The organism is Dorea sp. 210702-DFI.3.17 (assembly GCF_020560825.1).
GTDB classification, from domain to species: Bacteria; Bacillota; Clostridia; order Lachnospirales; family Lachnospiraceae; genus Dorea; species Dorea formicigenerans.
The window spans coordinates 17,055-42,821 of record NZ_JAJCNB010000006.1; the positions used below are offsets into that span (position 1 = coordinate 17,055).

Genomic DNA, 25,767 nt, shown 5'->3' on the forward strand with positions numbered 1-25,767 from the left:
ATGAAAAAATATGTTCAAGCATGTCCCCCAAAAAACATATCTCAAAAAATACTTTAAAAGTATACACCTTTTTTATTAAAAAATACAGAGATTTTAGTCTCTTTTTTCATATTTTGCTTCATAAGTTGCCTGAATAGAAAGGCGCTTTAACTGTTTAATGTCTACAGAGCTTACCATGACGGAAGTATGTGCCTGGCATCCTGCAAGATTTGGAAGCTGTTCTAGTGCTTTCTTTGCAAGTGGATTAGAAGCTGCGCTTACAGAAAGAGCAATGAGAACTTCATCAGTATGAAGGCGTGGATTCTTGTTTCCGAGATACTTTGTCTTCAATGTTTGGATTGGTTCGATGGCTTCCGGTGAAATGACATGGCAGGAATGTTCGATGCCAGCCAGATCTTTCAAGGCATTAAGCAGCATGGCAGCAGTTGCTCCGAGCAGTTTGGAAGTTTTTCCTTTTATAATGCGTCCGTCATGAAGTTCGATAGCAGCAGCAGGACCATTCGTTGATTTCTCATATTCAAGGGCTGCGTCAACAACTTTGCGGTCATGGATAGTAACACCAGCCTGGTTCATCAACATTTCGATAGTATAGACTTCATTGTCGGAGCATTGACCAAGAAGAAGGCGGCGCAGGGATTCGTAATATCTGCGTAAAATTTCCTGTTTGGAAGCTTCGCGGCATGCTTCATCATCACAGATACAGTTTCCGGCCATGTTCACTCCCATGTCTGTTGGTGATTTGTAAGGGCTTTCTCCGTAAATGCGTTGGAAAATTGCATTTAATACAGGAAAAATCTCTACATCACGGTTATAGTTAACGGTTGTCTCGCCATAAGCTTCAAGATGGAATGGATCGATCATATTTACATCGTTCAGATCTGCAGTGGCTGCTTCATAAGCTAAGTTGACCGGATGCTTCAGCGGGATATTCCAGATAGGAAATGTCTCAAACTTGGCATAACCGGCACGGATTCCGCGTTCCAGTTCGTGATAGAGCTGGGAGAGGCAGACAGCCATTTTTCCACTTCCTGGTCCGGGAGCAGTCACAACGACCAGTGGTCTGGAAGTTTCAATGTAATCATTTTTTCCATAACCGTTCTCACTTACAATGACCGGAATGTTGGTCGGATATCCTGCAATCAAGTAGTGGCAGTATACACGGATGCCCATTTTCTCCAGGCGGGCTTTAAATAAGGAAGCACTTTCCTGGTTACTGTATTTTGTAATAACAACACTGCCGACATAGAGCCCGCGATCACGGTAAATGTTCATCAGGCGGAGAACATCAGAATCATAAGTGATTCCAAGATCTCCACGGATTTTGTTGCGCTCGATGTCTTCGGCGCTGATCACGATGATAATTTCTGCCTGATCGGAAAGCTTGTCCAGCATACGGAGCTTACTGTCAGGTTGAAATCCAGGCAGTACACGGGAAGCGTGATAATCGTCAAATAATTTGCCCCCAAATTCCAGATAGAGCTTATTGTCAAACTGACTGATTCGCTCTTTAATGTGGGCAGACTGCATCTGCAGATACTTGTCATTGTCAAAACCAATTTTCATAATGAATAAATCCTCTCTTGTCCTCTGTATTATATTATGAGTTCTATCGTTCATATGCCGGAACTGTTCTGAAATATACAGAAAAATTCAGGCATGAAAAACCACAGAAAAAGTATACTACATATTATGGTTAGTTTACAATCTTTTCATAATGTTTTTATTGATTTCTAACAAGGCTGTCCGTATAATGGAGAGTGACACAGGAGGAGAAAAATGGACAACCAGAACGGAAACAAGGATAATAATAAAAATAACAAACAAGGCTTTTCTTTTGTCATACTGATTACGATGCTGACGGCACTTTTGGTATTTGCTATGTATCAGTTTCAGGGAGTGGACAGTGACCAGGAAATTACTTATAACAAGTTCCTGAAGATGATTGATGAGAAGAAGGTCGAGAAAGTTGAAATTAAGAGTGACAGGATTCTGATCACGGCAAAGAAGGAAAGTGGAGATAAGGTCAACAAGGAATATTACACAGGCCGGATGAATGATGATCAATTGGTGGAGAAACTGGAAAAAGCAAAGATTGATTTCAATCAGGAGGTACCGGATACAACTTCTGCAATTGTTGCCCAGTATGCTATGAATATCATTCCGCTTGTCATATTTATTGCACTGATCGTATGGATGACCCGTAAGATGTCGAAAGGCGGAGGCATGATGGGAATTGGCAAGAGTAATGCCAAGATGTATGTGGAAAAACAGACCGGTGTCACATTTAAGGATGTAGCAGGGCAGGATGAGGCGAAGGAATCTTTGCAGGAAGTTGTAGATTTCCTGCACAATCCGGGAAAATATACAAGCGTAGGAGCAAAGCTTCCAAAAGGAGCACTGCTTGTAGGACCTCCGGGAACAGGTAAGACACTTTTGGCAAAAGCAGTTGCAGGAGAGGCAAAAGTACCGTTTTTTTCATTGAGTGGATCTGCATTTGTAGAGATGTATGTCGGCGTCGGAGCATCCAGAGTCCGAGACTTGTTTAAGCAGGCACAGCAGATGGCACCTTGTATTATTTTCATTGACGAGATTGATGCAATTGGTAAGAGCCGTGATACACAGATGGGCGGTAACGATGAGCGTGAGCAGACATTGAACCAGCTTCTGGCTGAGATGGATGGATTTGAAAGTAATAAAGGTCTTGTTCTTCTGGCAGCCACGAACCGTCCGGAGATTCTGGATCCGGCACTGTTAAGACCGGGACGTTTTGACCGTCGTATTATTGTGGAACGACCGGATCTTAAAGGACGTGTGGAAGTACTGAAAGTGCACTCTAAAGACGTGAAGATGGATGAGACGGTTGATCTGGAAGCAATCGCACTTGCAACTTCCGGAGCAGTTGGCTCAGATCTTGCAAATATGATCAATGAAGCCGCAATCAACGCAGTTAAGAATGGAAGAAATGCCGTATCACAGGCGGATCTTTTTGAAGCAGTGGAAGTTGTGCTGGTAGGTAAAGAAAAGAAAGACCGTGTGATGAATCAGGAAGAGCGCAAGATTGTATCTTACCATGAAGTCGGACATGCGCTTGTCAGTGCGTTGCAGAAGGATTCTGAGCCAGTTCAGAAGATTACAATCGTACCGCGTACGATGGGAGCACTTGGATATGTTATGCAGACTCCGGAAGAAGAAAAGTTCCTGAATACAAAGAAAGAACTGCAGGCTATGTTAGTTGGAATGCTCGGAGGACGTGCTGCAGAAGAGATTGTATTTGATACAGTGACAACAGGGGCTTCTAATGATATTGAGAAAGCAACCAGTGTGGCAAGAGCTATGATTACCCAATATGGTATGAGTGAGAAGTTCGGGCTGATCGGGCTGGAATCGGTCCAGAACAGATATTTGGACGGACGTCCGGTTATGAACTGTGGTCAGGAGACAGCTTCTGAGATTGATCATGAAGTTATGAAGATGCTGAAAGAAGCTTATGAGGAAGCAAAGAAACTTCTTTCAGAACACAGAGAATCACTGGATAAGATTGCAGCATTTCTGATTGAGAAAGAGACAATCACAGGAAAAGAATTCATGAAGATTTTCCATGAAGTAGAAGGAATTGCAGAAGAGTAATACAGAAAGTTAATGTATTTGAATACCGTTTCCCGGGCAAATCAGATTTTTGTCAGGGAGGCGGTATTTTCTGTTACATTGAGTTGAAAAAACAGGGAGTAAATTATGTTTGATATTCAGGAAGAATTAAAAAAGCTGCCGGGCAAGCCGGGAGTTTATCTGATGCATGATGAGACAGATAAAATCATCTATGTGGGAAAAGCAATCAGTCTGAAAAACCGTGTACGACAGTATTTTCAGAGCAGTCGTAACAAAGGGGCTAAGATAGAACAGATGGTGACTCACATTTCCAGGTTCGAGTATATCGTAACAGATTCGGAACTGGAAGCGCTGGTGCTGGAGTGCAATCTCATCAAAGAGCACAGACCCAAATATAACACAATGTTGATGGACGACAAGGCTTATCCATTTATAAAAGTTACTGTGCAGGAGCCATTTCCAAGAGTGATGTTGGCAAGAAGAGTGCAGAAAGATAAGGCAAAGTATTTTGGCCCCTATACGAGTGCCGGGGCAGTGAAAGACACAATAGAACTGATTCGAAAGTTATATTTTATCCGAAGCTGTAACCGGAGACTGCCAAAGGATATTGGAAAAGAGCGGCCATGTCTGAACTATCATATTCATCAGTGCAAAGCTCCGTGTCAGGGATACATTTCGAAGGAGGAATACCGCAAGTCTGTAGAGGAAGTCTTACATTTTCTGAATGGCAATTATGATCCGATTCTGGAAAAGTTGAAGGCACAGATGGAAGAAGCGTCAGAGGCATTGGAGTTTGAGCGGGCAATTGAATATCGGGAGTTGATAAACAGTGTACAGAAAATTGCACAGAAGCAGAAAATTACAGACACTGCGGGAGATGACAGGGATATTGTGGCAGTATCAAAAGATTTGGAAGATGCGGTTGTGCAAGTGTTTTTTATTCGAAATGGAAGATTGATCGGGCGAGATCATTTTTATCTGAAGCTAGTGGATAAGGAGACAAAGGCAGAGATACTTTCCAGTTTTATCAAGCAATTTTATGCAGGGACACCATATATTCCGGGACAGATTATGTTGCCAGAGGAAATACCAGATCATGAGATTATTGAGGAATGGCTGACAAGGAAAAAAGAGCATAAAGTACATCTGGTCATTCCGAAAAAAGGAACAAAGGAAAAACTGGTAGAGCTGGCAGAAAAAAATGCCCGAATGGTTCTGACGAAGGATAAAGAGCGGATTAAGAGAGAAGAGGGAAGAACGATTGGTGCAGTTAAAGAACTTCAAAATCTTTTGGGCTTAACCGGACTGCATCGTATGGAGGCGTATGATATTTCCAATACAAATGGATTTGAATCAGTTGGCTCTATGGTTGTCTATGAAAAAGGAAAACCGAAGAGAAATGACTACCGTAAATTCAAGATTAAAGGGGTAAAAGGGGCGAACGATTATGCCAGTATGAATGAAGTGCTTACAAGGCGGTTCGGGCACGGCTTAAGAGAAAAGGAAGAAGGTCGAGAACTTGGCAGTTTTACAGCATTTCCAGATCTGATTCTGATGGACGGTGGTAAAGGGCAGGTAAATATTGCACTGGAAGTGCTGGATAAGCTGAAGCTGGATATTCCGGTCTGCGGTATGGTAAAGGATGATCACCACAGAACCAGAGGGCTTTATTATCACAATGAAGAGATTCCTATTGACCGGAATTCGGAAGCATTCAGACTGATCACGCGCATTCAGGATGAAGCTCACCGGTTTGCAATTACATTTCACAGGCAGCTTCGCAGTCAAGGACAAGTTCATTCGATTTTGGATGATATTCCAGGTGTTGGACCAGCAAGAAGAAAAGATTTAATGAAGCATTTTGCCAACATTGAGGCAATCAAGAATGCCACTGTAGAGGAACTAAAGAGTCTTCCTTCTATGAATGAAAAATCCGCTAAGGATGTGTATGATTTTTTTCACTGATATGCTATAATTTTAATATTAGTAATAGGATGCCTGGAAGGAGAGACATATATGCGAAAAAATGTAGTTCAAATGAAGCAGATTGTCGAGAAGATGAATCTGAAAAATCTGACACCGGATGTAGAGTTGTCGGATAAGGCTGTGGAGGTTCCGGATATTAACCGTCCTGCATTACAATTGACAGGATTTTTTGAAAGATTTGATTCGGAACGGGTGCAGGTCATTGGTTATGTAGAATATAGCTACCTGACAACATTGGAAGAAAAGAAAAAAGAGGAAATTTATGACACGCTTCTTTCTTACAAGATTCCATGCCTGGTATTTTGCCGTGCTTTAAAACCAGATGATATGCTCTTGCAAAAGGCAACAGAAGCGAATATTCCGGTATTTTCAACAGATTCACATACATCTGCATTTATGGCAGAAATTATTCGGTGGTTAAATGTTCAGTTAGCACCATGTATTTCCATCCATGGAGTGCTGGTAGATGTCTACGGTGTCGGTGTGCTGATTATGGGAGAGAGTGGTATTGGAAAAAGTGAGGCGGCTCTGGAACTGATTAAGAGAGGGCACCGGCTTGTCAGTGACGATGTTGTGGAGATCCGCAAGGTCAGTGATGAGACACTGGTAGGAACAGCACCGGATATTACAAGGCATTTTATTGAGCTCAGAGGTATTGGAATTGTGGACGTTAAGACTTTATTCGGTGTTCAAAGCGTCAGAGAGACCAAGAATATTGACCTTGTTATTACACTGGAGGAGTGGAATAAAGAGCGTGAGTATGATCGCCTGGGACTGGAAGATCAGTATACAGAATTTCTTGGGAATAAGGTAGTCTGCCACAATCTTCCAATCCGTCCAGGACGTAATCTGGCTATTATTGTAGAGACGGCTGCTATTAATCACAGACAGAAGTCTATGGGTTATAATGCTGCACAGGAGCTATATCAGAGAGTACAACGTAATCATACAAAAAAAGATTAAAATATATACACGAGGAGAAAATAACTATGAAATACTGTTTTGGAGCAGATGTTGGGGGAACCACTATAAAACTGGGATTGTTTACAGTGGATGGAGAAATTCTTGATAAATGGGAGATTATTACAAGAACTGAAAATGAAGGTGAATCCATTCTTCAAGATATAGCAACGGCTTTAAAGGAAAAGATTCAGGAAAAAGCAATTCCGGCAGAAGAAGTGATAGGAATTGGAATGGGAATTCCGGCACCGGTAAATTCGGAAGGTATTGTGAGAAAGACAGCGAATCTTGGATGGGGATATAAAGAGGTTAAGAAAGAATTAGAGAATCTGACAGGTTGGCAGGTTGTTGTTGGCAATGATGCCAATGTAGCGGCACTCGGTGAGATGTGGAAAGGTGCTGGACATGGTGAGAAGAATATGGTCATGGTCACACTTGGAACTGGAGTTGGCGGAGGAGTGATCATGGGAGGAAGGCCTTTGATCGGTGCCAATGGAGCTGGCGGAGAAATCGGACATATCTGTGTAAATTACTTTGAAGAAAAGTGTTGTGGCTGTGGAAAGAAAGGCTGTCTTGAACAGTATGCGTCTGCAACAGGAATTGCAAGAATTGCCAGAGAACATCTCGCAGCTGATAAGAAAGATTCAATATTGCGAACTTATGATTTAGATAAGATAGATGCAAAAATCGTATTTGATGCCTTAAAAGAAGGTGACCAGCTTGCAGTAGATATTGTAGAAGAATTCGGAGAATACCTGGCGAAAGGATTAGCAGACGTAGCAGTCGTAGTAGATCCAAGCCTTTTTGTAATTGGAGGAGGAGTGTCAAAAGCAGGGGAAGTTCTTCTTACATATGTAGAAAAATATTATCGCAAGCGAGCCTTTTTTGCAAATAAAGATACTCAGTTTGCTATTGCAAGCCTTGGAAATGATGCAGGAATCTGTGGAGCTGCAAAATTGATCCTGGATAGTCAAGTGTAGAAGGCAGATGTTTCGAATATAGGAAAGGAGAGTGGATATCCACTCTCCTGTTTTTTTGAATTATCAATATTGAGATAAGCAAAAGTGATTATTGTGTGTTACCACCGGCATCGCCGCCACCAGTATCACCGCCATCGGTATTGCCGCCAGTGTTGCCACCCGTATTGCCACCGGTGTTGCCACCAGTATTACCAGCATCACCGCCACCGGTATTGCCACCAGTGGTGCCACCAGTATTATCTCCGGTATTAGTACCGGTATTGTTACCAGTATTATCGCTATTTGTGTCATGGGACTTACTGTCATTTTCTTCAGAATCATAGTCTTCAGAATGGTTTTTATGTCCCGGACAACTCTGATCTGGAAGGCTGTCTGTTGCAAAGTATTCTGTTACACTTGGACAACTGGAATTTGCCAGATATCCGCTAATTGTGCAGACGGATTTTTGCTCTACAGAACTTGGCATTACAAAATCTTTTGTTTCAAGATTCTCATGTACTCTGCTCATGATTCCTTTCCAGATGCGGAAACGGAATTTTGTATCGGAATTACATTCTTTGTTATCATCATAACCGCCCCATACAGCACATGTGTAATATGGTGTATATCCGACAAACCATAAGTCCTTGTTGGATGTTGTTGTACCTGTTTTACCGGCAACCGGCATATTATCTAACTGGCAGGCTTTACCGGTACCTTCCTCTACTACGGTCTGAAGAGCACTCGTAAGAAGTCCGGCTGTACTGTCTTTGATTGCCTGGTGACTCTCGCCAGTTCCGTCAAGAAGAACATTGCCATCATGATCTAAAACTTTCGTGTAAAGAGTTGGTTTATTGTAAACACCGTTGTTGGCAATTGCAGCATAGGCACTACAGAGTTCGTAATTATAAACACCATCTGTCAGACCACCAAGGGCAAGGGTTTTTGTGTTATCAGAATAAGTTTTTCCATTTACTACTTTGTTAGTTACCAGTGTGCTGATGCCAAGTTTCTCACAATATTCCATACCTACATCTTGAGTAACAAGATCACTGGTCTGCACAGCACAGGAGTTGAGAGAAAGTGCGATAGCGGTACGCATGGATACATCGCCTTTACTTCCTTTAATAGTTTTTCCACCGCCAACATCATAATTTTTATCATCAATGACAGAAGCAAGTGTCATCTCGTCCAGATCCAGAGCCGGTGCATAAGCAGCCAGGATTTTAAAAGTAGATCCAGGTTGTCTCTTGGAACCTTTGTATGCACGATTCAGTCCTAGACTGGTTGATTTGGCACCTCGGCCACCGACCATGGCTTTGATCTGACCGGTATACTGATCCATCAAAGTAATGGAAGCTTGTGGCTGTGGTGAGATGTTTATAACTTCATTGTAAGTATCACCTTCCTGAGCGATGGTAGATTTCCATTCTTCTACCATGGCACGGGCGGCATCTTCACTTTTATATAAAAGTCCTTGATCTTTGTTATAGGTTTCTTTTACATATTTTTTGATGTGGCCGGAAGAGTAATTCTCAGTACTTCCATCTGCACGCGTGACAGTCAGTGCATAGTCGAGACCATATTCGATATTTGATGGATAATTGGAATCATCGTTGGCTTCTTCGTCACAAATCTGCTGAAGAGACTGATTCTGAGTGGAGTAAATGCTAAGACCTCCACTGTAAACAGCATTGTAAGCTTGTGTTTCTGAAAAACCACATTGATCCTGCAGGTCATTCATGACTTGATCTGCAAGTGCATCTACAAAATAACTATATGCGTTGGAAGAATCTGTCTGGGTTTCGTTAACAGACTGGATTCTTGCATATACATCATCTGCCATTGCTTCATCATAAGCAGCCTGGTCGATATATCCCTGTTTCAGCATATTCTTAAGAACCTTATCACGACGCTTCTGGTTCTTTTGAGGGTTCGTGATTGGATTCAGGTTACCAGGACTCTGTGTAATACCTGCAATAACAGCACTTTCAGAAAGAGTCAGTTCTGAAACATCTTTGTTGAAATATCTTTTCGCAGCAGATTGAACACCGAGACAGTTCTGTCCTAAGTTGATGGTGTTCAGATAAGCTTCCATAATCTCATCTTTACTCATCTGCTTTTCGATGGAAACGGCAAGGAACTGTTCCTGGAGTTTTCGCTGTAGCTTATCGTAGAATGTCTTTTCATTTACAAAGTTCGGAAAGACATTATTTTTTATGAGCTGCTGTGTCAGTGTACTGGCTCCCTGGGATCCCCCGGAAATAAGAGAAACACCGGCACGGACAATACCTTTGATATCAATTCCGTTATGCTCATAAAAACGTTCATCCTCGATAGCAACAAATGCATGCTGAAGATCTGCCGGAATCTCATCGATTGTTTTATATACACGGTTAGAACCTGCGGCAACAAAACGTTCAATTTCAGTTGTTCCGTCGTCAGCGTACACTAAAGTTGTAAATCCCTGTGGTTTTACATCATCAGGTGTAATATCCGGAGAATTGTCAATAATCTTTTTCACAAATAGTCCGCCACCGGCAACACCGGCGATTGCAACCACGATGATGCAAAGAAGGAGTGCCTTAAATAATCGGACTCCTACACGCTTTGCCTGCATAGCAGACTTTGACGTAATCTGCTTCTGGCGCTTTGCGGCTTTTTTCTTACCATAATTCATGCGTATATGCCTCCTTTATACCAGGTTATTATAGCAAATTAGCTATTTGAAATAAAGAAAAAAATGAAAACTTCATATTTTCTATGGAAAATCTTAAGAAGTTTGATATAGTAATGTGGTAGGAAGTAAAAAAAGACTTCTTAAGCGTAATATGTATGAATGAAAAATCAAGGGAGTTATGTAAATATGTTGGATAAATATAAAGTTGTGTATAAAGGTGGACAGGATGAAATTATAGAAAAAAAGTCCAGATTTATTGCGACAGTTGCTCCGGTAGAAAGCGAAGAAGAAGCACTTGCTTTTATAGAAGCAATGAAGAAAAAATATTGGGATGCGAGACATAACTGTTTTGCGTATGTCATCGGAGAGAGAGGACAGCTTGCAAGATGCAGTGATGACGGAGAACCTGGCGGCACTGCCGGAAAACCTATGCTGGATGTTCTTCTTGGGGAAGAAATCCGCAATATAGTAGTTGTTGTGACCCGCTACTTTGGAGGAACACTTCTTGGAACCGGAGGGCTTGTAAGAGCTTATTCTTCTTCTACACAGGCGGGAATCCGTGCATCTGTAATTATAACCAGAATCCGGGGGCTTAAACTGAATATTAAGACAGATTATAATGGTCTTGGAAAAGTGCAGTATATTTTGGGACAACGTGGAATCAAGCTGATTGACAGTATTTATACGGAAAATGTAGAATTAAGTGTTTTATTGCCTTTGGGAGAGGTAAAGACTGTGGAAGCAGAGATTACGGAAGGAACTAATGGAAGAGTAAAAATGGAAGAAGGCGATGAGTGCTGGTTCGCACAGATTGATGGGGAGCCGCAGATAGTGGCGTAAGAGCAAAGCTTCTGCGACGCTGCCTCTCGGCCATGGCAGTCGCCATACAGAAACAAGCAACAAGCAAGAGCCTCGATGCCGCGACGCTGCCTCTCGGCCATGGCAGTCGCCATATAGAAAAATAAAAACAGAGCCAGGAAAATGTAAACATTTTCCTGACTCTATTTTATTTTCCTATCTTGCTTGTTGCTTTATGAGAATTCTGGTTCGATTAATCCGAAAGATCCATCTTTTCTCTTATATACTACGTTAACTTCTTCATTCTCAGCATTGAAGAATACAAAGAAGTTATGTCCAAGTAATTCCATCTGTACGCATGCGTCTTCTGGATACATTGGTTTGATTCCGAATCTTTTTGTGCGGACAATTTTTACTTCACCGTCTTCAATTGACTCTTCTGTCTCAAAAAGAGTCTTGCTGAAGTTGTTACCTTCCTGATTCTTTGCTACCAGTTTGTTTTTATATTTTCTGAGCTGACGCTCGATGACTTCTTCTACCAGGTCGATGGATACATACATATCGTCGCTTTCCTGCTCGGAACGAATGATGTTGCCTTTTACAGGGATTGTAACCTCAATCTTCTGATGTTCTTTCTGAACGCTGAGTGTTACATGAATCTCTGTGTCAGGTGTGAAGTAACGCTGTAATTTTCCTAATTTGTTCTCTACAGCATCTTTTAATCCTGGTGTTACGTCAATGTTCTTTCCAATAATAATGAATTTCATATTGTCCAACTCCTTTGCTACGTTTTTTCAGACGTTAATATCTGACAGTTGGTGGCCAGAACGGTAATCTATCTGATAGATATAGTATAGCACGTTTTGTTGTTAATGTATAGCACGTATTACTTCAATTCTTGAAATTTTTCCATCAGATTTTTTTGCGATGCGTAGACCGAAGCTTTTGAAGAAAACACAGGCTCCGATCTCGTTATTTATATTTTCTTTTTTTAACTGATCAAGCATCACCTCTTCCAGTGTATCGTTTCCTGAATACGGAAGGTCAATGGAAAGAAGCCTGGCAATATTTTTTGCTTTTGCAGATGCGTGGAAGATGTATTTGTCAGCATCATCAAAATTACAGAATAAGAATTTACGTGTGGCAAATAATACAGCGATTGCGCAGACACCGACAAGACTGCTCCAGATGGAAGAATGATCGATGATGATTTGTCTTGCAATTGCAAATAAGAGAACTTCGAAAACTGTCTGTGGGGAGTGAGAGTACATCATTTTAATAAGCTCGACGCCGATGATCAGATTGAAGCAAGTTTCCAGAAGATCTTCATAGTTAGGCCAGACATTTAAATCTGGAATTTTGTAAATCGCACCGGCTACACGCAGACACAATAAGATAATACCGGCGGTCAATATAAATGAAATAACAAATTCCAAAATATCAGACAGCCGTTTTAAAAATACAGATATAGATTCTTTCATATGTTTTTTGTCTCCTTGGGAATTAGTAATAAGTAAGTAGTAAAAATCTACAATATAGAGTATAAAGTATCGGAGTAGTCTTGCCAATATAGAATTTGGAAAGGATGTAGAAAATATGAAGAACACGGTCAAAAGATTCAAAAAACTGTCCGCAACAAAAATGTATACGGACAGCTTCAAGTCTTGAATAGTATTTTATTATTTCAGGTTGCTTCTTTTTCTCATCTTAGGATCCAGAATTTTCTTGCGGATTCTCAAATTGTCTGGTGTAACTTCCAGAAGCTCGTCAGTGTCGATAAAATCGATTGCCTGCTCCAGACTTAATACTCTCGGAGGTGTCAGGCGGAGAGCCTCATCTGCACTGGAAGAACGAGTGTTTGTAAGATGTTTTGTCTTGCAGACATTAATCTCGATATCATCTGTCTTTGCATTCTGTCCGATGACCATACCGGAGTAAACTTTTTCACCTGCTCCAATGAATAACTGTCCACGCTCCTGGGCAATATAAAGTCCGTAAGTTACAGATTCTCCAGTCTCAAATGCGATTAGAGATCCCTGTTTTCGATACTGAATATCACCTTTGTATGGTGCGTAGCCGTCAAATGCTGTGTTCATGATTCCATTTCCCTTTGTATCAGTCATGAAATCCCCACGGTATCCAATGAGTCCACGGGAAGGAATACGGAACTCAAGACGGGTATATCCGCCATTTCCGGCACCCATCGTCTGAAGTTCGCCTTTTCTCTGGCTCAGTTTCTCGATGACAACACCAGTAAATTCGTCTGGTACATCGATGTATGCAATCTCCATAGGCTCTAAGAGCTTACCATTTTCATCTTTCTTATAAAGAACTTCTGCCTTGCTGACAGCAAATTCGTATCCTTCACGTCTCATATTCTCAATAAGAACAGAAAGGTGAAGTTCGCCACGACCAGAAACTTTGAAAGAATCCATGTTCTCTGTATCTTCGACACGAAGGCTGACATCTGTATTCAGCTCACGCATCAGACGGTCACGCAGGTGACGGGAAGTCACAAATTTTCCTTCCTGTCCGGCAAATGGGCTGTCGTTTACCATGAAGTCCATGGAAATCGTAGGCTCTGAAATCTTCTGGAACGGAATGGCTACCGGATTTTCAGGAGAGCAGAGTGTATCTCCGATGGAAATGTCGGAAATACCGGAAATTGCTACAATGGAACCGATGGTTGCTTCTTTTACTTCTACTTTTTTCAGACCATCGAATTCGTAGAGCTTACTGATTTTAACTTTCTGCTGTTTGTCCGGATCATGATGGTTGACAACAACCATATCCTGGTTCACTGCGATCGTACCGTTATCTACTTTACCAACACCGATACGTCCTACATACTCATTGTAATCAATTGTACTGATAAGAACCTGAGTCGGAGCTTCCGGGTCGCCTTCCGGTGCAGGAATGTAGTCTAAGATTGTATCAAACAGTGGTTTCATATCTTTCATGTCATCTGTCAGCTCTAAAGCAGCAACACCAGCTTTTGCAGAAGCATATACGAACGGACAGTCAAGCTGCTCATCCGATGCACCAAGATCAATGAGAAGTTCCAGAACTTCATCGATAACAGACTCAGCTCTTGCTTCTGGACGATCGATTTTGTTGATGCATACAATAACAGGAAGTTTTAATTCCATTGCTTTTCTGAGAACGAACTTTGTCTGTGGCATAGCACCTTCAAATGCATCAACTACGAGGATAACTCCGTTTACCATTTTAAGGACACGTTCTACTTCGCCGCCGAAATCAGCATGTCCAGGTGTGTCAATGATATTAATCTTCACCCCGTTATAAGTAACGGCAGTATTTTTAGAGAGAATAGTGATTCCACGTTCTCTTTCAATATCGTTGGAATCCATGACACGTTCCTCAACGGCCTGATTTTCACGGAATACGCCGCTTTGCTTTAATAATTCATCTACCAGTGTCGTTTTACCGTGGTCAACATGGGCGATAATTGCGATATTTCTTACATCTTCGCGTTTTGTCTTCATTTTATAACATCCTTTTCTTTGAATCTTCACTTGTAAACACTTCTAATTTAATATATACAACTTTATTAGTCTACCACATTTTTGAAATTTTACAAGAGTTTAAAAAAGTTGTTCTAAATTCTGTACTTTAAGCATAGATTATTAAAGACCATAGGAAATACGTTTTAGAGGAAGGAGAACTTAAAATTATGTCAGATAAGATTATTGAAAATAACCAGGTGACGATTATGGGAGAAATTGCTTCAGATTTTACTTTCAGCCATGAGGTATTCGGGGAAGGATTTTATATGGTAGAGGTAAAGGTGAAGCGTCTGAGCAACTCGGAAGACCGGATTCCACTGATGATTTCGGAGCGTCTGATTGATGTGACAAGAGATTATACAGGTGAGTACATTATGGTGAATGGTCAGTTCCGGTCTTATAACAGACATGAAGAGCAAAAAAATCGGCTTGTATTATCTGTATTTGTAAGAGAGTTGGAGTTTATTGATGAAGAACTGGATGGAGCGAAGACGAATAGCATTTTCCTGGACGGCTATATCTGTAAACTTCCGGTCTATCGGAAAACTCCACTTGGGAGAGAAATCGCTGACCTTTTGCTGGCGGTGAACAGACCATATGGAAAATCAGATTACATACCATGTATCTGCTGGGGAAGAAATGCGAGATATGCTTCTGCATTTGAAGTAGGAGAGCATGTGCAGATCATAGGCAGAATACAGAGTCGTACTTATATAAAGAAGTTATCGGATACGCTGACGGAAGAGAGAACCGCGTATGAGGTATCTGTAAGTAAACTGGAATGTGTGGAAATATAAAAAATGGGTAGGTCAGAATGTTCGCAACTTGTTTAGAAGTATAGTCTTTCATTGACATCCCTTGATAATGATGCTAAAATTTCAATTAATAATGAATCATGACAGATAATTTAAAGCACATGAAAAGTCAGGAGGAGTACGATGGCTATATTTACTGGAGCTGGAGTGGCAATTGTCACACCATTTAATGATGATGAAGAAAGAAGTATTAATTATGATAAGTTAGATGCACTGCTTGATTACCACTGCAATAATGGAACAGATTGTATTGTAATCTGTGGAACAACTGGCGAGTCTGCAACAATGACAGAAGAAGAACATATGCAGTGCGTAAAGTTTGCAATTGACAGAGTGAAAGGCAGAATCCCAGTTATTGCAGGTACAGGTTCTAATTGTACACGTACAGCAATTGATATGTCTAAGGAGGCAGCAGATTATGGTGCAGACGGATTACTTCTTGTTACACCTTATTATAATAAGGCCACACAGGCAGGACTGATCGCACATTATGAAGCTGTAGCAAAAGAAGCGAAGGCACCAATTATTATGTATAGTGTTGCAAGCAGAACAGGCTGTAATATTGAGCCGGCTACTGTGGCAGAACTTGTAAAGAATGTTGACAATATTGTAGGTGTAAAAGAGGCATCTGGAAATATTTCCCAGGTTGCAAAGATCATGTCTCTGACAGATGGTAACATTGATCTGTACTCAGGAAATGATGATCAAATCGTACCATTACTTTCTCTGGGAGCAAAGGGAGTGATTTCGGTTCTTTCTAATGTAGCTCCAAAGGAGACGCATGATATCTGTGCGAAGTTTTTTGATGGAGATGTGAAAGGAAGTCTGGACCTTCAGTTAAAAGCAATTCCGCTTATTGAGAAGCTTTTCTGTGAAGTTAATCCGATTCCTGTTAAGAAAGCAATGGAACTTATGGGAAAAGACTGCGGACCACTTCGCATGCCATTAACTGAACTTTCACCAGAACACACAAAAGCACTTGCACAGGCCATGAAGGGTTTTGGAATTGAGCTGGCATAGAGATTTTTAAGAATGGCAGTAGGAATGATAATTACAGATAAAAGGATATCCCGGGTGATATCCTTTTCTGTCATGTAAAAAGACAAGGAGGAAAAATATTATGGTACGTGCGATTATGCATGGCTGCAATGGCAAGATGGGACGTGCGATCACTACACTTGCAAAAGAAGATGCAGAGGTAGAGATTGTGGCAGGAGTGGATGCATATACGGAAGTTGCAAATGAATATCCAGTGTTCGATAGTATCGAAAAGTGTGATGTAGAAGCAGATGTTGTGATTGACTTTTCAAATGCAAAGGCAGTAGACGGACTTTTGGATTATTGCGTAGAAAAACAGATTCCTGTTGTTCTTTGCACAACAGGACTTTCAGAGGAACAGCTTCAGGAGGTAGAAGAAGCATCCAAGAAGGTAGCAGTTCTTCGTTCTGCCAATATGTCACTTGGAATCAATCTTTTGATGCAGCTTTTGAAAGAGGCGACAAAAGTACTGTCTCCTGCAGGTTATGATATTGAAATTGTTGAGAAGCATCACAACCAGAAATTGGATGCCCCAAGTGGAACTGCAATCGCTCTTGCAGATTCTATCAATGAGGCGGCAGATGGACAGTACGAGTATGTCTATGACAGAAGTCAGGTCAGAAAGAAACGTGATAAAAAAGAACTTGGAATATCAGCCGTGCGCGGAGGTACAATTGTTGGGGAACACGAAGTACTCTTTGCAGGAATAGATGAAGTGATTGAGTTCAAACATACAGCATACTCCAGAACTGTATTTGGAAAAGGTGCGGTAGAGGCTGCAAAATTCCTTGCCGGAAAAGAGGCAGGAAAATACGATATGTCAGACGTAATATTAAAATAATATTACGAGGAATCTTGGGGCAGATTGCAGGAATGCAAAGCACAAAGCAATCCGTAAATATTATAGTTGGAAAAAACAACCATATTATATAAAGGAGAGGTTATGAAAGATTTAGAAGCACGTTATTTGGAGAGACTTTCTCAACTGTATCCGACCATTGCTAAGGCATCAACAGAGATTATTAACTTACAGGCAATTTTAAATTTGCCAAAAGGTACGGAACATTTTCTTACGGATATCCATGGGGAATATGAAGCATTTTCCCATGTTCTTAAGAATGGATCGGGAGCAGTTCGTAGAAAAATTGACGAAGTCTTCGGAAATACTATGAGTAGTAAGGATAAGAAGACCCTTGCTACTCTTATTTATTATCCAAGAGAGAAGATGGAGCTCATTAAGAAAAAAGAAGAAAATATGGAGGACTGGTATAAGATTACGTTGTATCGTCTGATTGAAATCTGCAAGCGGACTTCAAGTAAGTATTCCAGATCTAAAGTCAGAAAAGCTCTGCCTCCGGAATTTGCTTATGTCATTGAGGAATTGATTACAGAGAAAGCAGATGTTCTGGATAAGGAGTCCTATTATAATTCTATTGTAGATACGATCATCCGGATCAAACGTTCCGAAGAGTTTATTGTGGCTTTGAGTGAATTGATTCAGAGACTTACTGTAGATCATCTGCATATTGTAGGAGATATTTATGATCGTGGGCCGGGACCACATATTATTATGGACAAGCTGATGGGGTATCATTCTATGGATATCCAATGGGGAAATCATGACGTGCTCTGGATGGGGGCGGCAGCAGGACAACAGGGCTGTGTTGCAAATGTTGTCCGCATCTGTGCAAGATATGCAAATCTGGAGATTTTGGAGGATGGCTATGGAATTAACCTCCTGCCGCTTGCTACATTTGCACTGAACACATATCGGGATGATCCATGCAGCTGCTTTGAACTGAAGGATGATCCGGACTATGATCCCAGCGAAACAATGCTGAACATGAAGATGCATAAGGCAATTTCTATTATCCAGTTTAAGATAGAAGGGCAGATTATCAAAAAAAATCCTGGATTTAAGCTGGAACACCGAAATCTTTTGCATCTGATTGATTATGAAAATGGTTTGATCGAGTTGGATGGAAAAACATATGAACTTCTGGATAAAAACTTCCCGACGATCGATCCAAAACGGCCATATGCATTGACAGAAGCCGAAGAAGAGGTGCTGGATCGTTTGACACAGGCATTTGTCAACTGCGAAAAATTACAGAGCCATATGCATTTCCTTTTAAGTAAAGGTGGATTATACAAAGTATACAATAACAACTTGTTGTATCACGGTTGTATTCCGCTGAATGAAGATGGAAGTTTTAAGTCAGTAAAAATATACGGGCGTTCTTACAAAGGAAAGGCACTTTATGAGGTGCTGGAAAGCTATGTGAGAAAGGGATTTTATGCCATTGACGAGAAGGAACGAAAGCGTGGGAAGGATATGATGTGGTATATCTGGCTCAGTGAGAATTCACCGCTGTTCGGTAAGGACAAGATGGCAACGTTTGAGCGATATTTCCTAGCAGAAAAAGAGACACATAAGGAGAAAAAGAATCCTTATTATGATTTTTTGGAAAATGATAAGGTGGTCGACCGTATTTTGAAAGAATTCGGACTAGAGCATTCCTTTAGTCATATCATCAATGGTCATATGCCGGTAAAATCCAAAAACGGAGAAAATCCGATGAAATGTGGAGGCAAAGTATTTGTTATCGATGGAGGATTTTCAAGAGCATATCAGAAACAGACCGGAATTGCAGGTTATACGCTGATCTATAATTCTTATGGTATGATTTTAAGTGCCCATGAGCCGTTTGAATCGAAAGAATCAGCAATTGAAAATGAAACAGATATTCATTCTGATACCATTGTGACAGAAATTGTATCAAAGCGCCAGTCTGTTTTAGACACGGATGTGGGAAAAGAACTGGTAGAACAGATCCATGATCTGGAATTTCTCCTGGAGGCATACAGAAGCGGCCGCATTGCAGAACGACTGTAAAATAATGTCAATCTCTAAAAAGGTATAGAAAACTGTAAAATGCAGATATTACTATCAGCAAGTGAAGTATTTGCATGTAGCATTCTATACGGAAAAGGAGACGAAAATTATGAAACGGTTAAAAAAGTTATTGTTGATTATGATGTGTGTTGGTATTCTGGTTTCAGTTACTGCCTGTGCAGGAAATTCAAATGATAATGGAGCAGGGCAGAATGATGTGGTGAATGACAATGGCGCGAATGACACACAGACTGGTGATAGTGCCATGGACAAAATCGGTGACGGCCTGGAAGATGGAATTGACGATGTCGGAAAAGGCGTAGGCGATGTAGTCGATGATCTGGATGGTGATGGACGGTCGGATAACCGGAAAAACACAAACAATAACACAGTGAATGATGCGACGACTGGTAATGACAATGTAAACGACAGATAAGAAAAGAATGTAAGATAAGAAGACAAGGTCACATTTTTTCGGGGATAAATGGATTTGTCCCTGTGAGAGTGTGGCTTTTCTTTTGGATAAGGAAAGGAGTTTTTTCATGCATTTCAGACCTTGTATAGACATACATAATGGAAAAGTCAAACAAATTGTAGGCGGTAGTCTTACTGATCAGGGCAATCAGGCAAAGGAAAATTTCACGGCCTCTGAAAATGCGGATTATTATGCAAAAATGTATCAGAAAGACGGACTTATAGGGGGACATGTGATACTTTTAAATCCGGTATCTTCAGAATATTATAGAGAAACGAAAGCACAGGCAATACTGGCACTTGGCGCATATCCAAAAGGACTTCAGGTGGGCGGTGGAATCCATGCCGAAAATGCAGAAGAGTTTCTGGAGGCGGGGGCAAGCCATGTGATCGTAACATCTTATGTGTTCCGCGACGGGAAGATAAATTGGGAAAATATGGAAAAACTTAAACATGCAGTGGGGAAAGAAAATGTTGTCATTGATTTGAGCTGCAGGAAAAAAGAAGACGGTTATTATATAGTGACAGACCGCTGGCAGAAGTTTACGGATGTAAAACTGACACAGGAAGTTTTAAGGGAAATTGCCGGATATTGCGATGAATATCTGGTGCATGGTGTGGATGTAGAAGGAAAATCAGCAGGAATTGATGAAGAGCTGGCAAAAATTCTTGGAGAGTTCGATATGATACCAGTGACTTATGCAGGAGGAATCGCAAGTCTTGAGGACATTGAACATTTTAGAAAAAAGACGGGTGGAAAAGTGGATTTTACAATAGGAAGTGCGCTGGATCTTTTTGGAGGACATCTTCCATATGAGCAGATTAAAAAATATTAGTATAGAATTTATGTAGCTTAGTTCGCAACAAGAATGCGAGAGAATTCTTGAATGATGAGAAAATATTTCAAGTGTGAACAGTTTGAAAACACTTTGTAAATTGGTTGAATTGCATTCTTGATAGTGATAGAATGGATACTGAGTAAATTTACGGACAAGGAGTAATGTATAGATATGGGCTTATTGCAAAAAATTTTTGGAACACATAGTGAAAATGAGTTAAAGCGTATCTATCCCATTGTAGATGAGATTGAAGCGTTGGGGCCGCAGATGGAGCAGCTTTCCGACGAGGAGCTTAAGAATAAGACACAGGAATTTAAGAGCCGTCTGAAAGGCACAGAGACACTGGATGATATTCTGCCGGAGGCGTTTGCAGTTGTGCGTGAGGCGGCAGGACGTACACTTGGCATGAAGCATTACAGAGTACAGTTGATCGGAGGAATTATTCTTCATCAGGGACGTATTTCTGAGATGAAGACTGGTGAAGGTAAGACACTGGTTTCTACACTTCCGGCTTATTTGAATGCATTGACCGGTGAGGGGGTGCATATTGTAACAGTCAACGACTATCTGGCAAAGCGTGATGCTGAGTGGATGGGACAGGTTCATGAGTTCCTGGGACTGACTGTCGGAGTGGTATTGAATAGCATGGATAATGATGAGAGACGTGCTGCATACAATTGCGATATTACTTATGTAACGAACAACGAACTCGGATTTGATTATCTGAGAGATAACATGGTTATTTATAAAGAGCAGCTCGTTCAGCGTGGACTGAAATATGCTATCATCGATGAGGTCGATTCCGTATTGATTGATGAGGCGAGAACACCACTGATCATTTCCGGTCAGAGTGATAAATCTACCAAGTTATATGAAGCATGCGATATTCTTGCGCGTCAGTTGGAAAAAGGCGAGGCGAGTGGTGAATTCAGTAAGATGAATGCCATTATGGGCGAGGATATTGAAGAGACTGGTGATTTTATCGTCAATGAAAAAGAGAAGAATATCAACCTGACAGAAGATGGTGTAAAGAAAGTTGAAAAGTTCTTTCATATTGAGAACCTGGCTGATCCGGAAAACCTGGAAATCCAGCATAATATTATCCTTGCGCTGCGTGCACATAATCTGATGTTCCGTGACCAGGATTATGTTGTAAAAGACGATGAAGTACTCATCGTTGACGAGTTTACCGGACGTATTATGCCGGGACGCCGTTATTCAGACGGACTTCATCAGGCAATCGAAGCAAAAGAGCATGTGAAGGTTAAGAGAGAAAGTAAGACACTGGCAACCATTACTTTCCAGAACTTGTTTAACAAATTTGAGAAGAAAGCCGGTATGACAGGTACAGCCCTTACTGAGGAGAAGGAGTTCCGTGAGATTTATGGAATGGATGTAATTGAGATTCCGACTAATCGTCCGGTTGCGAGAAAAGACTTGGAAGATGCCGTATATAAGACAAAGAAAGAAAAATTCAATGCAGTATGTGATGAAATTGAAAAAGCGCATGCAAATCATCAGCCAGTGCTTGTTGGTACAATTACAATTGAGACTTCTGAACTTTTAAGCAGTATGCTCAAACGAAGAGGAATTAAGCATAATGTATTGAATGCTAAGTATCATGAGCTGGAGGCTGAAATCGTGGCGCAGGCAGGTATTCACGATGCGGTTACGATTGCAACGAATATGGCCGGCCGTGGTACAGATATCAAGCTGGATGATGAGTCAAGAGAAGCCGGTGGATTAAAGATCATCGGTACTGAGCGTCACGAATCCAGACGTATTGATAACCAGTTACGTGGCCGTTCCGGCCGTCAGGGGGATCCGGGAGAATCTAGATTCTACATTTCTTTGGAAGATGACCTGATGAGACTGTTCGGTTCTGAGAGACTGATGCAGGTGTTTGAGACGCTAGGAGTAGAAGAAGGCGAGCAGATCGAGCATAAGATGCTTTCCAGTGCGATTGAGAAAGCTCAGCAGAAGATTGAGAGCAATAACTTTGCAATTCGTAAGAATCTGTTAGAGTACGACCAGGTTATGAATGAGCAGAGAGAAATCATCTACGAAGAGAGAAGACGTGTGCTGGATGGCGAGAATATGCGTGATTCCATCTTCCATATGATTAATGATTACATTGAGAATACTGTAGATGCTGAAGTTTCAGTAGATCAGGACTATGAGGACTGGGATCTGATTGAACTGAACCGTGTAATAGGAGCGGTCATTCCGATGGCACCGGTAACACCGGATGATGTCAAAGGTATGGGACAGAAAGAGCTGAAGCATCTGTTAAAAGAGCGCGCAGCAAAAGCGTATGAAGTAAAAGAAGCAGAGTTCCCGGAGCCGGAGCATATCCGTGAGCTGGAACGTGTCGTGCTTTTGAAAGTTATTGATGCAAAATGGATGGATCATATTGACGATATGGATCAGCTCCGTCAGGGAATCGGTCTTCAGGCTTACGGTAACCGTGACCCGAAGGTTGAGTATAAGATGCTTGGATATGATATGTTCGGCGAGATGACTCAGGCAATTACAGAGACAACAGTCAGAACTTTGATGCATGTAAGAATCGAGCAGAAAGCTGAGCGTGAGCAGGTCGCAAAAGTAACTGGAACCAATAAAGATGACACAGCTCTTCGTGAGCCGAAGAAGCGGGAAAACAAGAAGGTCTATCCAAATGACCCTTGCCCATGTGGAAGTGGTAAGAAGTACAAACAGTGCTGTGGAAGAAATAAATGACAGACAAATCTAAAAAGGGATGAATCTCCCGTTGCGAAAAGTGACGGGAGAGATGTCGTTATGCAGTAAGTTAAAAATATAAAAAAGAAAGAGGTGAGGCAGTGTGATTGAATTAGAACAGTATAAGGGAATTATGAACTCCTATGAAGAACCTCTTGCCGAAATGAGGGATTCACTTTGACATTTCCGGCAAAGAGAACAGGGTTGAGGAACTGGAACGTAAGATAGAAGAACCGGGATTCTGGGATGCGCCGGAAGAATCACAAAAAATCATGAAAGAATTAAAAGATCTTCAGGAACATTTGAAAGTGATCCATGCATTATATTCGGAGTATGATGATATCTGTACACTGATTGAGATGGTTGATGAAGAGGAAGACCGCTCGATGGTGAAGGAAATTGAAAAGGATATTGCTCATTTTGAGGAAGATTTTGAAAAACTCAGAATTGAGACATTGTTATCAGGAGAATATGATTCCTGCAATGCGATTATGACATTACATGCCGGAACAGGCGGAACGGAGGCATGTGACTGGGTGAACATGCTGTACCGTATGTATACCAGGTGGTTTCAGACAAAAGGATTTTCGGTTCAGGTACTGGACTATCTGGATGGAGATATTACCGGAATAAAAAATATTACATTTGAAGTAGTTGGAGACAATGCCTATGGCTATCTGAAATCAGAAAAAGGTGTACATCGGCTTGTAAGAATTTCGCCATTTAATTCAGCGGGAAAGAGACAGACTTCTTTTGCTTCCTGCGATGTGGTGCCGGATATTGAAGAAGACATTGATATTGATATTTTAGAGGATGATCTGAAAATTGATACCTATCGTGCAAGTGGGGCTGGCGGACAACATGTCAATAAGACATCTTCTGCAATCCGAATCACGCATTTGCCGACAGGAATTGTAGTTCAATGCCAGAATGAAAGATCACAGCATCATAATAAAGAAAAAGCTATGCAGATGTTGAAGGCAAAATTAAAGCTGCTGCAGGAGCAGGAACAGGCAGAAAAAGTATCAGATATCCGTGGAGAAGTAAAAGACATCGGATTCGGTAATCAGATAAGGTCCTATGTTATGCAGCCATACACGTTAGTAAAAGACCACAGAACGAATGTGGAAAATGGCAATGTTACGGCGGTTCTTGACGGAGATCTTGATATGTTTATAAACGCCTATTTAAAATATGTATCAGGCGGTGAAAAGGGAGGAACGGTATGATAAATATAGCAGTGATGGGGTATGGTACAGTTGGTTCAGGTGTCGTGGAAGTTATTGATACCAATGGTGAGCGCATTGCCCAGAGAATCGGAGATGCACTGAATGTAAAATATGTGTTGGACATCAGAGATTTTCCAGAAGACCCGATACAGGAAAAAATAATTCATGATTTTGAGACAATTATCTCTGATGATGAGATCCAGATCGTTGTGGAAGTCATGGGAGGAATCGAGCCAGCGTATACCTTTGTGAAAAGAAGCCTTCTTGCCGGAAAATGTGTCGTAACTTCCAATAAGGCACTTGTGGCAAAGCACGGTGCAGAATTGCTTTCTATTGCAAAAGAAAAGAACATAAATTTTCTGTTTGAGGCGAGTGTAGGCGGTGGTATTCCGATTATCCGTCCGCTTAATTCTTCACTGACAGCAGATGAGATTGAAGAAATTACCGGAATCCTCAATGGCACGACGAATTATATGTTGACGAAGATGTTCTATGAAGGAGCAGATTATGCTTCTGTATTAAAGGAAGCACAGGATAACGGATATGCAGAGCGAAATCCGGAGGCAGATGTAGAAGGATACGATGCCTGCAGAAAGATTGCAATTTTGTCATCTCTGATTTCCGGTCAGCAGGTAGATTTTGAAGATATTTACTGTGAAGGAATTACAAAGATTACAGTAGAAGATATGAGATATGCAAAGGCTATGGGAACTACAATCAAGCTTTTGGCTTCCAGCAAGACACATGCCGGAAGACTTGGCGCGATGGTCGCACCTTGCATGCTTTATCCGGATCACCCGCTTTACAATGTAAATGGTGTTTTCAATGCAATTTTCGTTCATGGAAATGTCTTGGGAGATGCGATGTTCTATGGAAGCGGGGCAGGAAAACTTCCAACAGCAAGTGCTGTTGTATCCGATGTTGTGGAAGCGGCCAAGAACCTGAACCGCAATGTGATGACTATGTGGAAAGAAGAGAAACTCCGTCTGGAAGATAAATCTTCCATGAAGAGACGATTCTTTATCCGTATGAAAGGGAACGTGGAGGAGAAGATTGAAGATATCCGTTATTCCTTTGGGGATGTTGAAATCGTGAAGGTTGACGGTCTGGACGGAGAGTTTGGATTTGTGACTCCAATCATGATGGAAGGTGATTATGATACAAGAGCGAAGAGTTATGAAGACCAGATTCTTCATATGATCCGTATTGAAGATTAGGGAA

General features: G+C 41.3%; 19 protein-coding genes. 14 read left to right on the forward strand and 5 right to left on the reverse strand.

Annotation, left to right across the window (positions count from 1 at the left end; translation table 11 throughout):
• Nucleotides 1-93 precede the first annotated feature (93 nt).
• Entirely contained in the window at nucleotides 94-1,563 is a 1,470-nt protein-coding gene (locus tag LI149_RS05520; RefSeq protein WP_173785685.1) for a DUF1846 domain-containing protein, read from the reverse strand.
• Between the two features lie 213 nt (nucleotides 1,564-1,776).
• On the opposite strand from LI149_RS05520, the gene ftsH reads away from it, so the two are divergent.
• The 4 genes from ftsH (at nucleotide 1,777) to LI149_RS05540 (ending at nucleotide 7,532) form a co-directional block, all read left to right on the forward strand.
• Nucleotides 1,777-3,627, forward strand: a complete 1,851-nt coding sequence (gene ftsH, locus LI149_RS05525; protein WP_005331362.1) for an ATP-dependent zinc metalloprotease FtsH — start codon at nucleotides 1,777-1,779, stop codon at nucleotides 3,625-3,627.
• Between the two features lie 105 nt (nucleotides 3,628-3,732).
• Nucleotides 3,733-5,571 (forward strand): excinuclease ABC subunit UvrC, encoded by a 1,839-nt coding sequence (gene uvrC, locus LI149_RS05530; protein WP_227143071.1) that lies wholly within the window; start codon nucleotides 3,733-3,735, stop codon nucleotides 5,569-5,571.
• 51 nt (nucleotides 5,572-5,622) lie between these two features.
• The gene (gene hprK, locus LI149_RS05535) at nucleotides 5,623-6,555 is read left to right on the forward strand and encodes an HPr(Ser) kinase/phosphatase (protein WP_173785687.1); all 933 of its coding nucleotides are present in this window, start codon (nucleotides 5,623-5,625) and stop codon (nucleotides 6,553-6,555) included.
• Between the two features lie 26 nt (nucleotides 6,556-6,581).
• Complete coding sequence (locus LI149_RS05540; protein ID WP_173785688.1) at nucleotides 6,582-7,532, forward strand: ROK family glucokinase; 951 nt, start codon at nucleotides 6,582-6,584, stop codon at nucleotides 7,530-7,532.
• Between the two features lie 88 nt (nucleotides 7,533-7,620).
• Here the strand turns inward: LI149_RS05540 and LI149_RS05545 are convergent, their stop codons facing one another.
• The gene (locus LI149_RS05545) at nucleotides 7,621-10,191 is read right to left on the reverse strand and encodes a transglycosylase domain-containing protein (RefSeq protein ID WP_227143072.1); all 2,571 of its coding nucleotides are present in this window, start codon (nucleotides 10,189-10,191) and stop codon (nucleotides 7,621-7,623) included.
• A gap of 186 nt (nucleotides 10,192-10,377) precedes the next feature.
• Here LI149_RS05545 and LI149_RS05550 point away from each other — a divergent pair, with 186 nt between their 5' ends.
• Nucleotides 10,378-11,031, forward strand: coding sequence for a YigZ family protein (locus LI149_RS05550; RefSeq protein ID WP_040015313.1), 654 nt, complete (start codon nucleotides 10,378-10,380; stop codon nucleotides 11,029-11,031).
• Between the two features lie 191 nt (nucleotides 11,032-11,222).
• Here the strand turns inward: LI149_RS05550 and raiA are convergent, their stop codons facing one another.
• The 3 genes from raiA to typA all read right to left on the reverse strand — a co-directional run bounded on the left by raiA (nucleotide 11,223) and on the right by typA (nucleotide 14,495).
• On the reverse strand, nucleotides 11,223-11,756 hold the full coding sequence (gene raiA / locus LI149_RS05555) for a ribosome-associated translation inhibitor RaiA (protein ID WP_118001544.1): 534 nt from the start codon (nucleotides 11,754-11,756) through the stop codon (nucleotides 11,223-11,225).
• Nucleotides 11,757-11,858: 102 nt separating this feature from the next.
• Nucleotides 11,859-12,470 (reverse strand): hypothetical protein, encoded by a 612-nt coding sequence (locus LI149_RS05560; RefSeq protein ID WP_005331349.1) that lies wholly within the window; start codon nucleotides 12,468-12,470, stop codon nucleotides 11,859-11,861.
• A 198-nt stretch (nucleotides 12,471-12,668) separates the two neighbouring features.
• The gene (gene typA, locus LI149_RS05565) at nucleotides 12,669-14,495 is read right to left on the reverse strand and encodes a translational GTPase TypA (protein WP_005331348.1); all 1,827 of its coding nucleotides are present in this window, start codon (nucleotides 14,493-14,495) and stop codon (nucleotides 12,669-12,671) included.
• A 188-nt stretch (nucleotides 14,496-14,683) separates the two neighbouring features.
• Here typA and LI149_RS05570 point away from each other — a divergent pair, with 188 nt between their 5' ends.
• The 9 genes from LI149_RS05570 (at nucleotide 14,684) to LI149_RS05610 (ending at nucleotide 25,763) form a co-directional block, all read left to right on the forward strand.
• A complete protein-coding gene (locus LI149_RS05570; RefSeq protein WP_005339739.1) occupies nucleotides 14,684-15,313 on the forward strand; it encodes a single-stranded DNA-binding protein in 630 nt (209 codons plus the stop codon).
• A 141-nt stretch (nucleotides 15,314-15,454) separates the two neighbouring features.
• A complete protein-coding gene (dapA, locus tag LI149_RS05575) occupies nucleotides 15,455-16,351 on the forward strand; it encodes a 4-hydroxy-tetrahydrodipicolinate synthase (RefSeq protein WP_173789829.1) in 897 nt (298 codons plus the stop codon).
• A 100-nt stretch (nucleotides 16,352-16,451) separates the two neighbouring features.
• Nucleotides 16,452-17,210 carry a 4-hydroxy-tetrahydrodipicolinate reductase gene (gene dapB / locus LI149_RS05580; protein WP_005331345.1) on the forward strand — a complete coding sequence of 253 codons (759 nt, stop codon included), beginning with the start codon at nucleotides 16,452-16,454 and terminating at the stop codon, nucleotides 17,208-17,210.
• A gap of 102 nt (nucleotides 17,211-17,312) precedes the next feature.
• The gene (locus tag LI149_RS05585; RefSeq protein WP_005339747.1) at nucleotides 17,313-19,265 is read left to right on the forward strand and encodes a fructose-bisphosphatase class III; all 1,953 of its coding nucleotides are present in this window, start codon (nucleotides 17,313-17,315) and stop codon (nucleotides 19,263-19,265) included.
• Nucleotides 19,266-19,374: 109 nt separating this feature from the next.
• Complete coding sequence (locus LI149_RS05590; protein ID WP_005339748.1) at nucleotides 19,375-19,701, forward strand: hypothetical protein; 327 nt, start codon at nucleotides 19,375-19,377, stop codon at nucleotides 19,699-19,701.
• Nucleotides 19,702-19,807: 106 nt separating this feature from the next.
• Nucleotides 19,808-20,575: a phosphoribosylformimino-5-aminoimidazole carboxamide ribotide isomerase gene (gene hisA / locus LI149_RS05595; protein ID WP_040015311.1), complete on the forward strand. Its 768-nt coding sequence runs from the start codon at nucleotides 19,808-19,810 to the stop codon at nucleotides 20,573-20,575.
• 174 nt (nucleotides 20,576-20,749) lie between these two features.
• Entirely contained in the window at nucleotides 20,750-23,317 is a 2,568-nt protein-coding gene (secA, locus tag LI149_RS05600) for a preprotein translocase subunit SecA (protein ID WP_173785691.1), read from the forward strand.
• 103 nt (nucleotides 23,318-23,420) lie between these two features.
• Nucleotides 23,421-24,546, forward strand: a protein-coding gene (gene prfB / locus LI149_RS05605; RefSeq protein ID WP_118359504.1) for a peptide chain release factor 2 whose coding sequence is annotated in 2 segments (ribosomal slippage) — nucleotides 23,421-23,495 and nucleotides 23,497-24,546 — 1,125 coding nt in all. Because the reading frame shifts where the segments join, the coding sequence is not laid out codon by codon here.
• Nucleotides 24,543-25,763: a homoserine dehydrogenase gene (locus tag LI149_RS05610; protein WP_117606809.1), complete on the forward strand. Its 1,221-nt coding sequence runs from the start codon at nucleotides 24,543-24,545 to the stop codon at nucleotides 25,761-25,763. The genes prfB and LI149_RS05610 overlap by 4 nt, the downstream gene beginning before the upstream one ends.
• Nucleotides 25,764-25,767 lie beyond the last annotated feature (4 nt).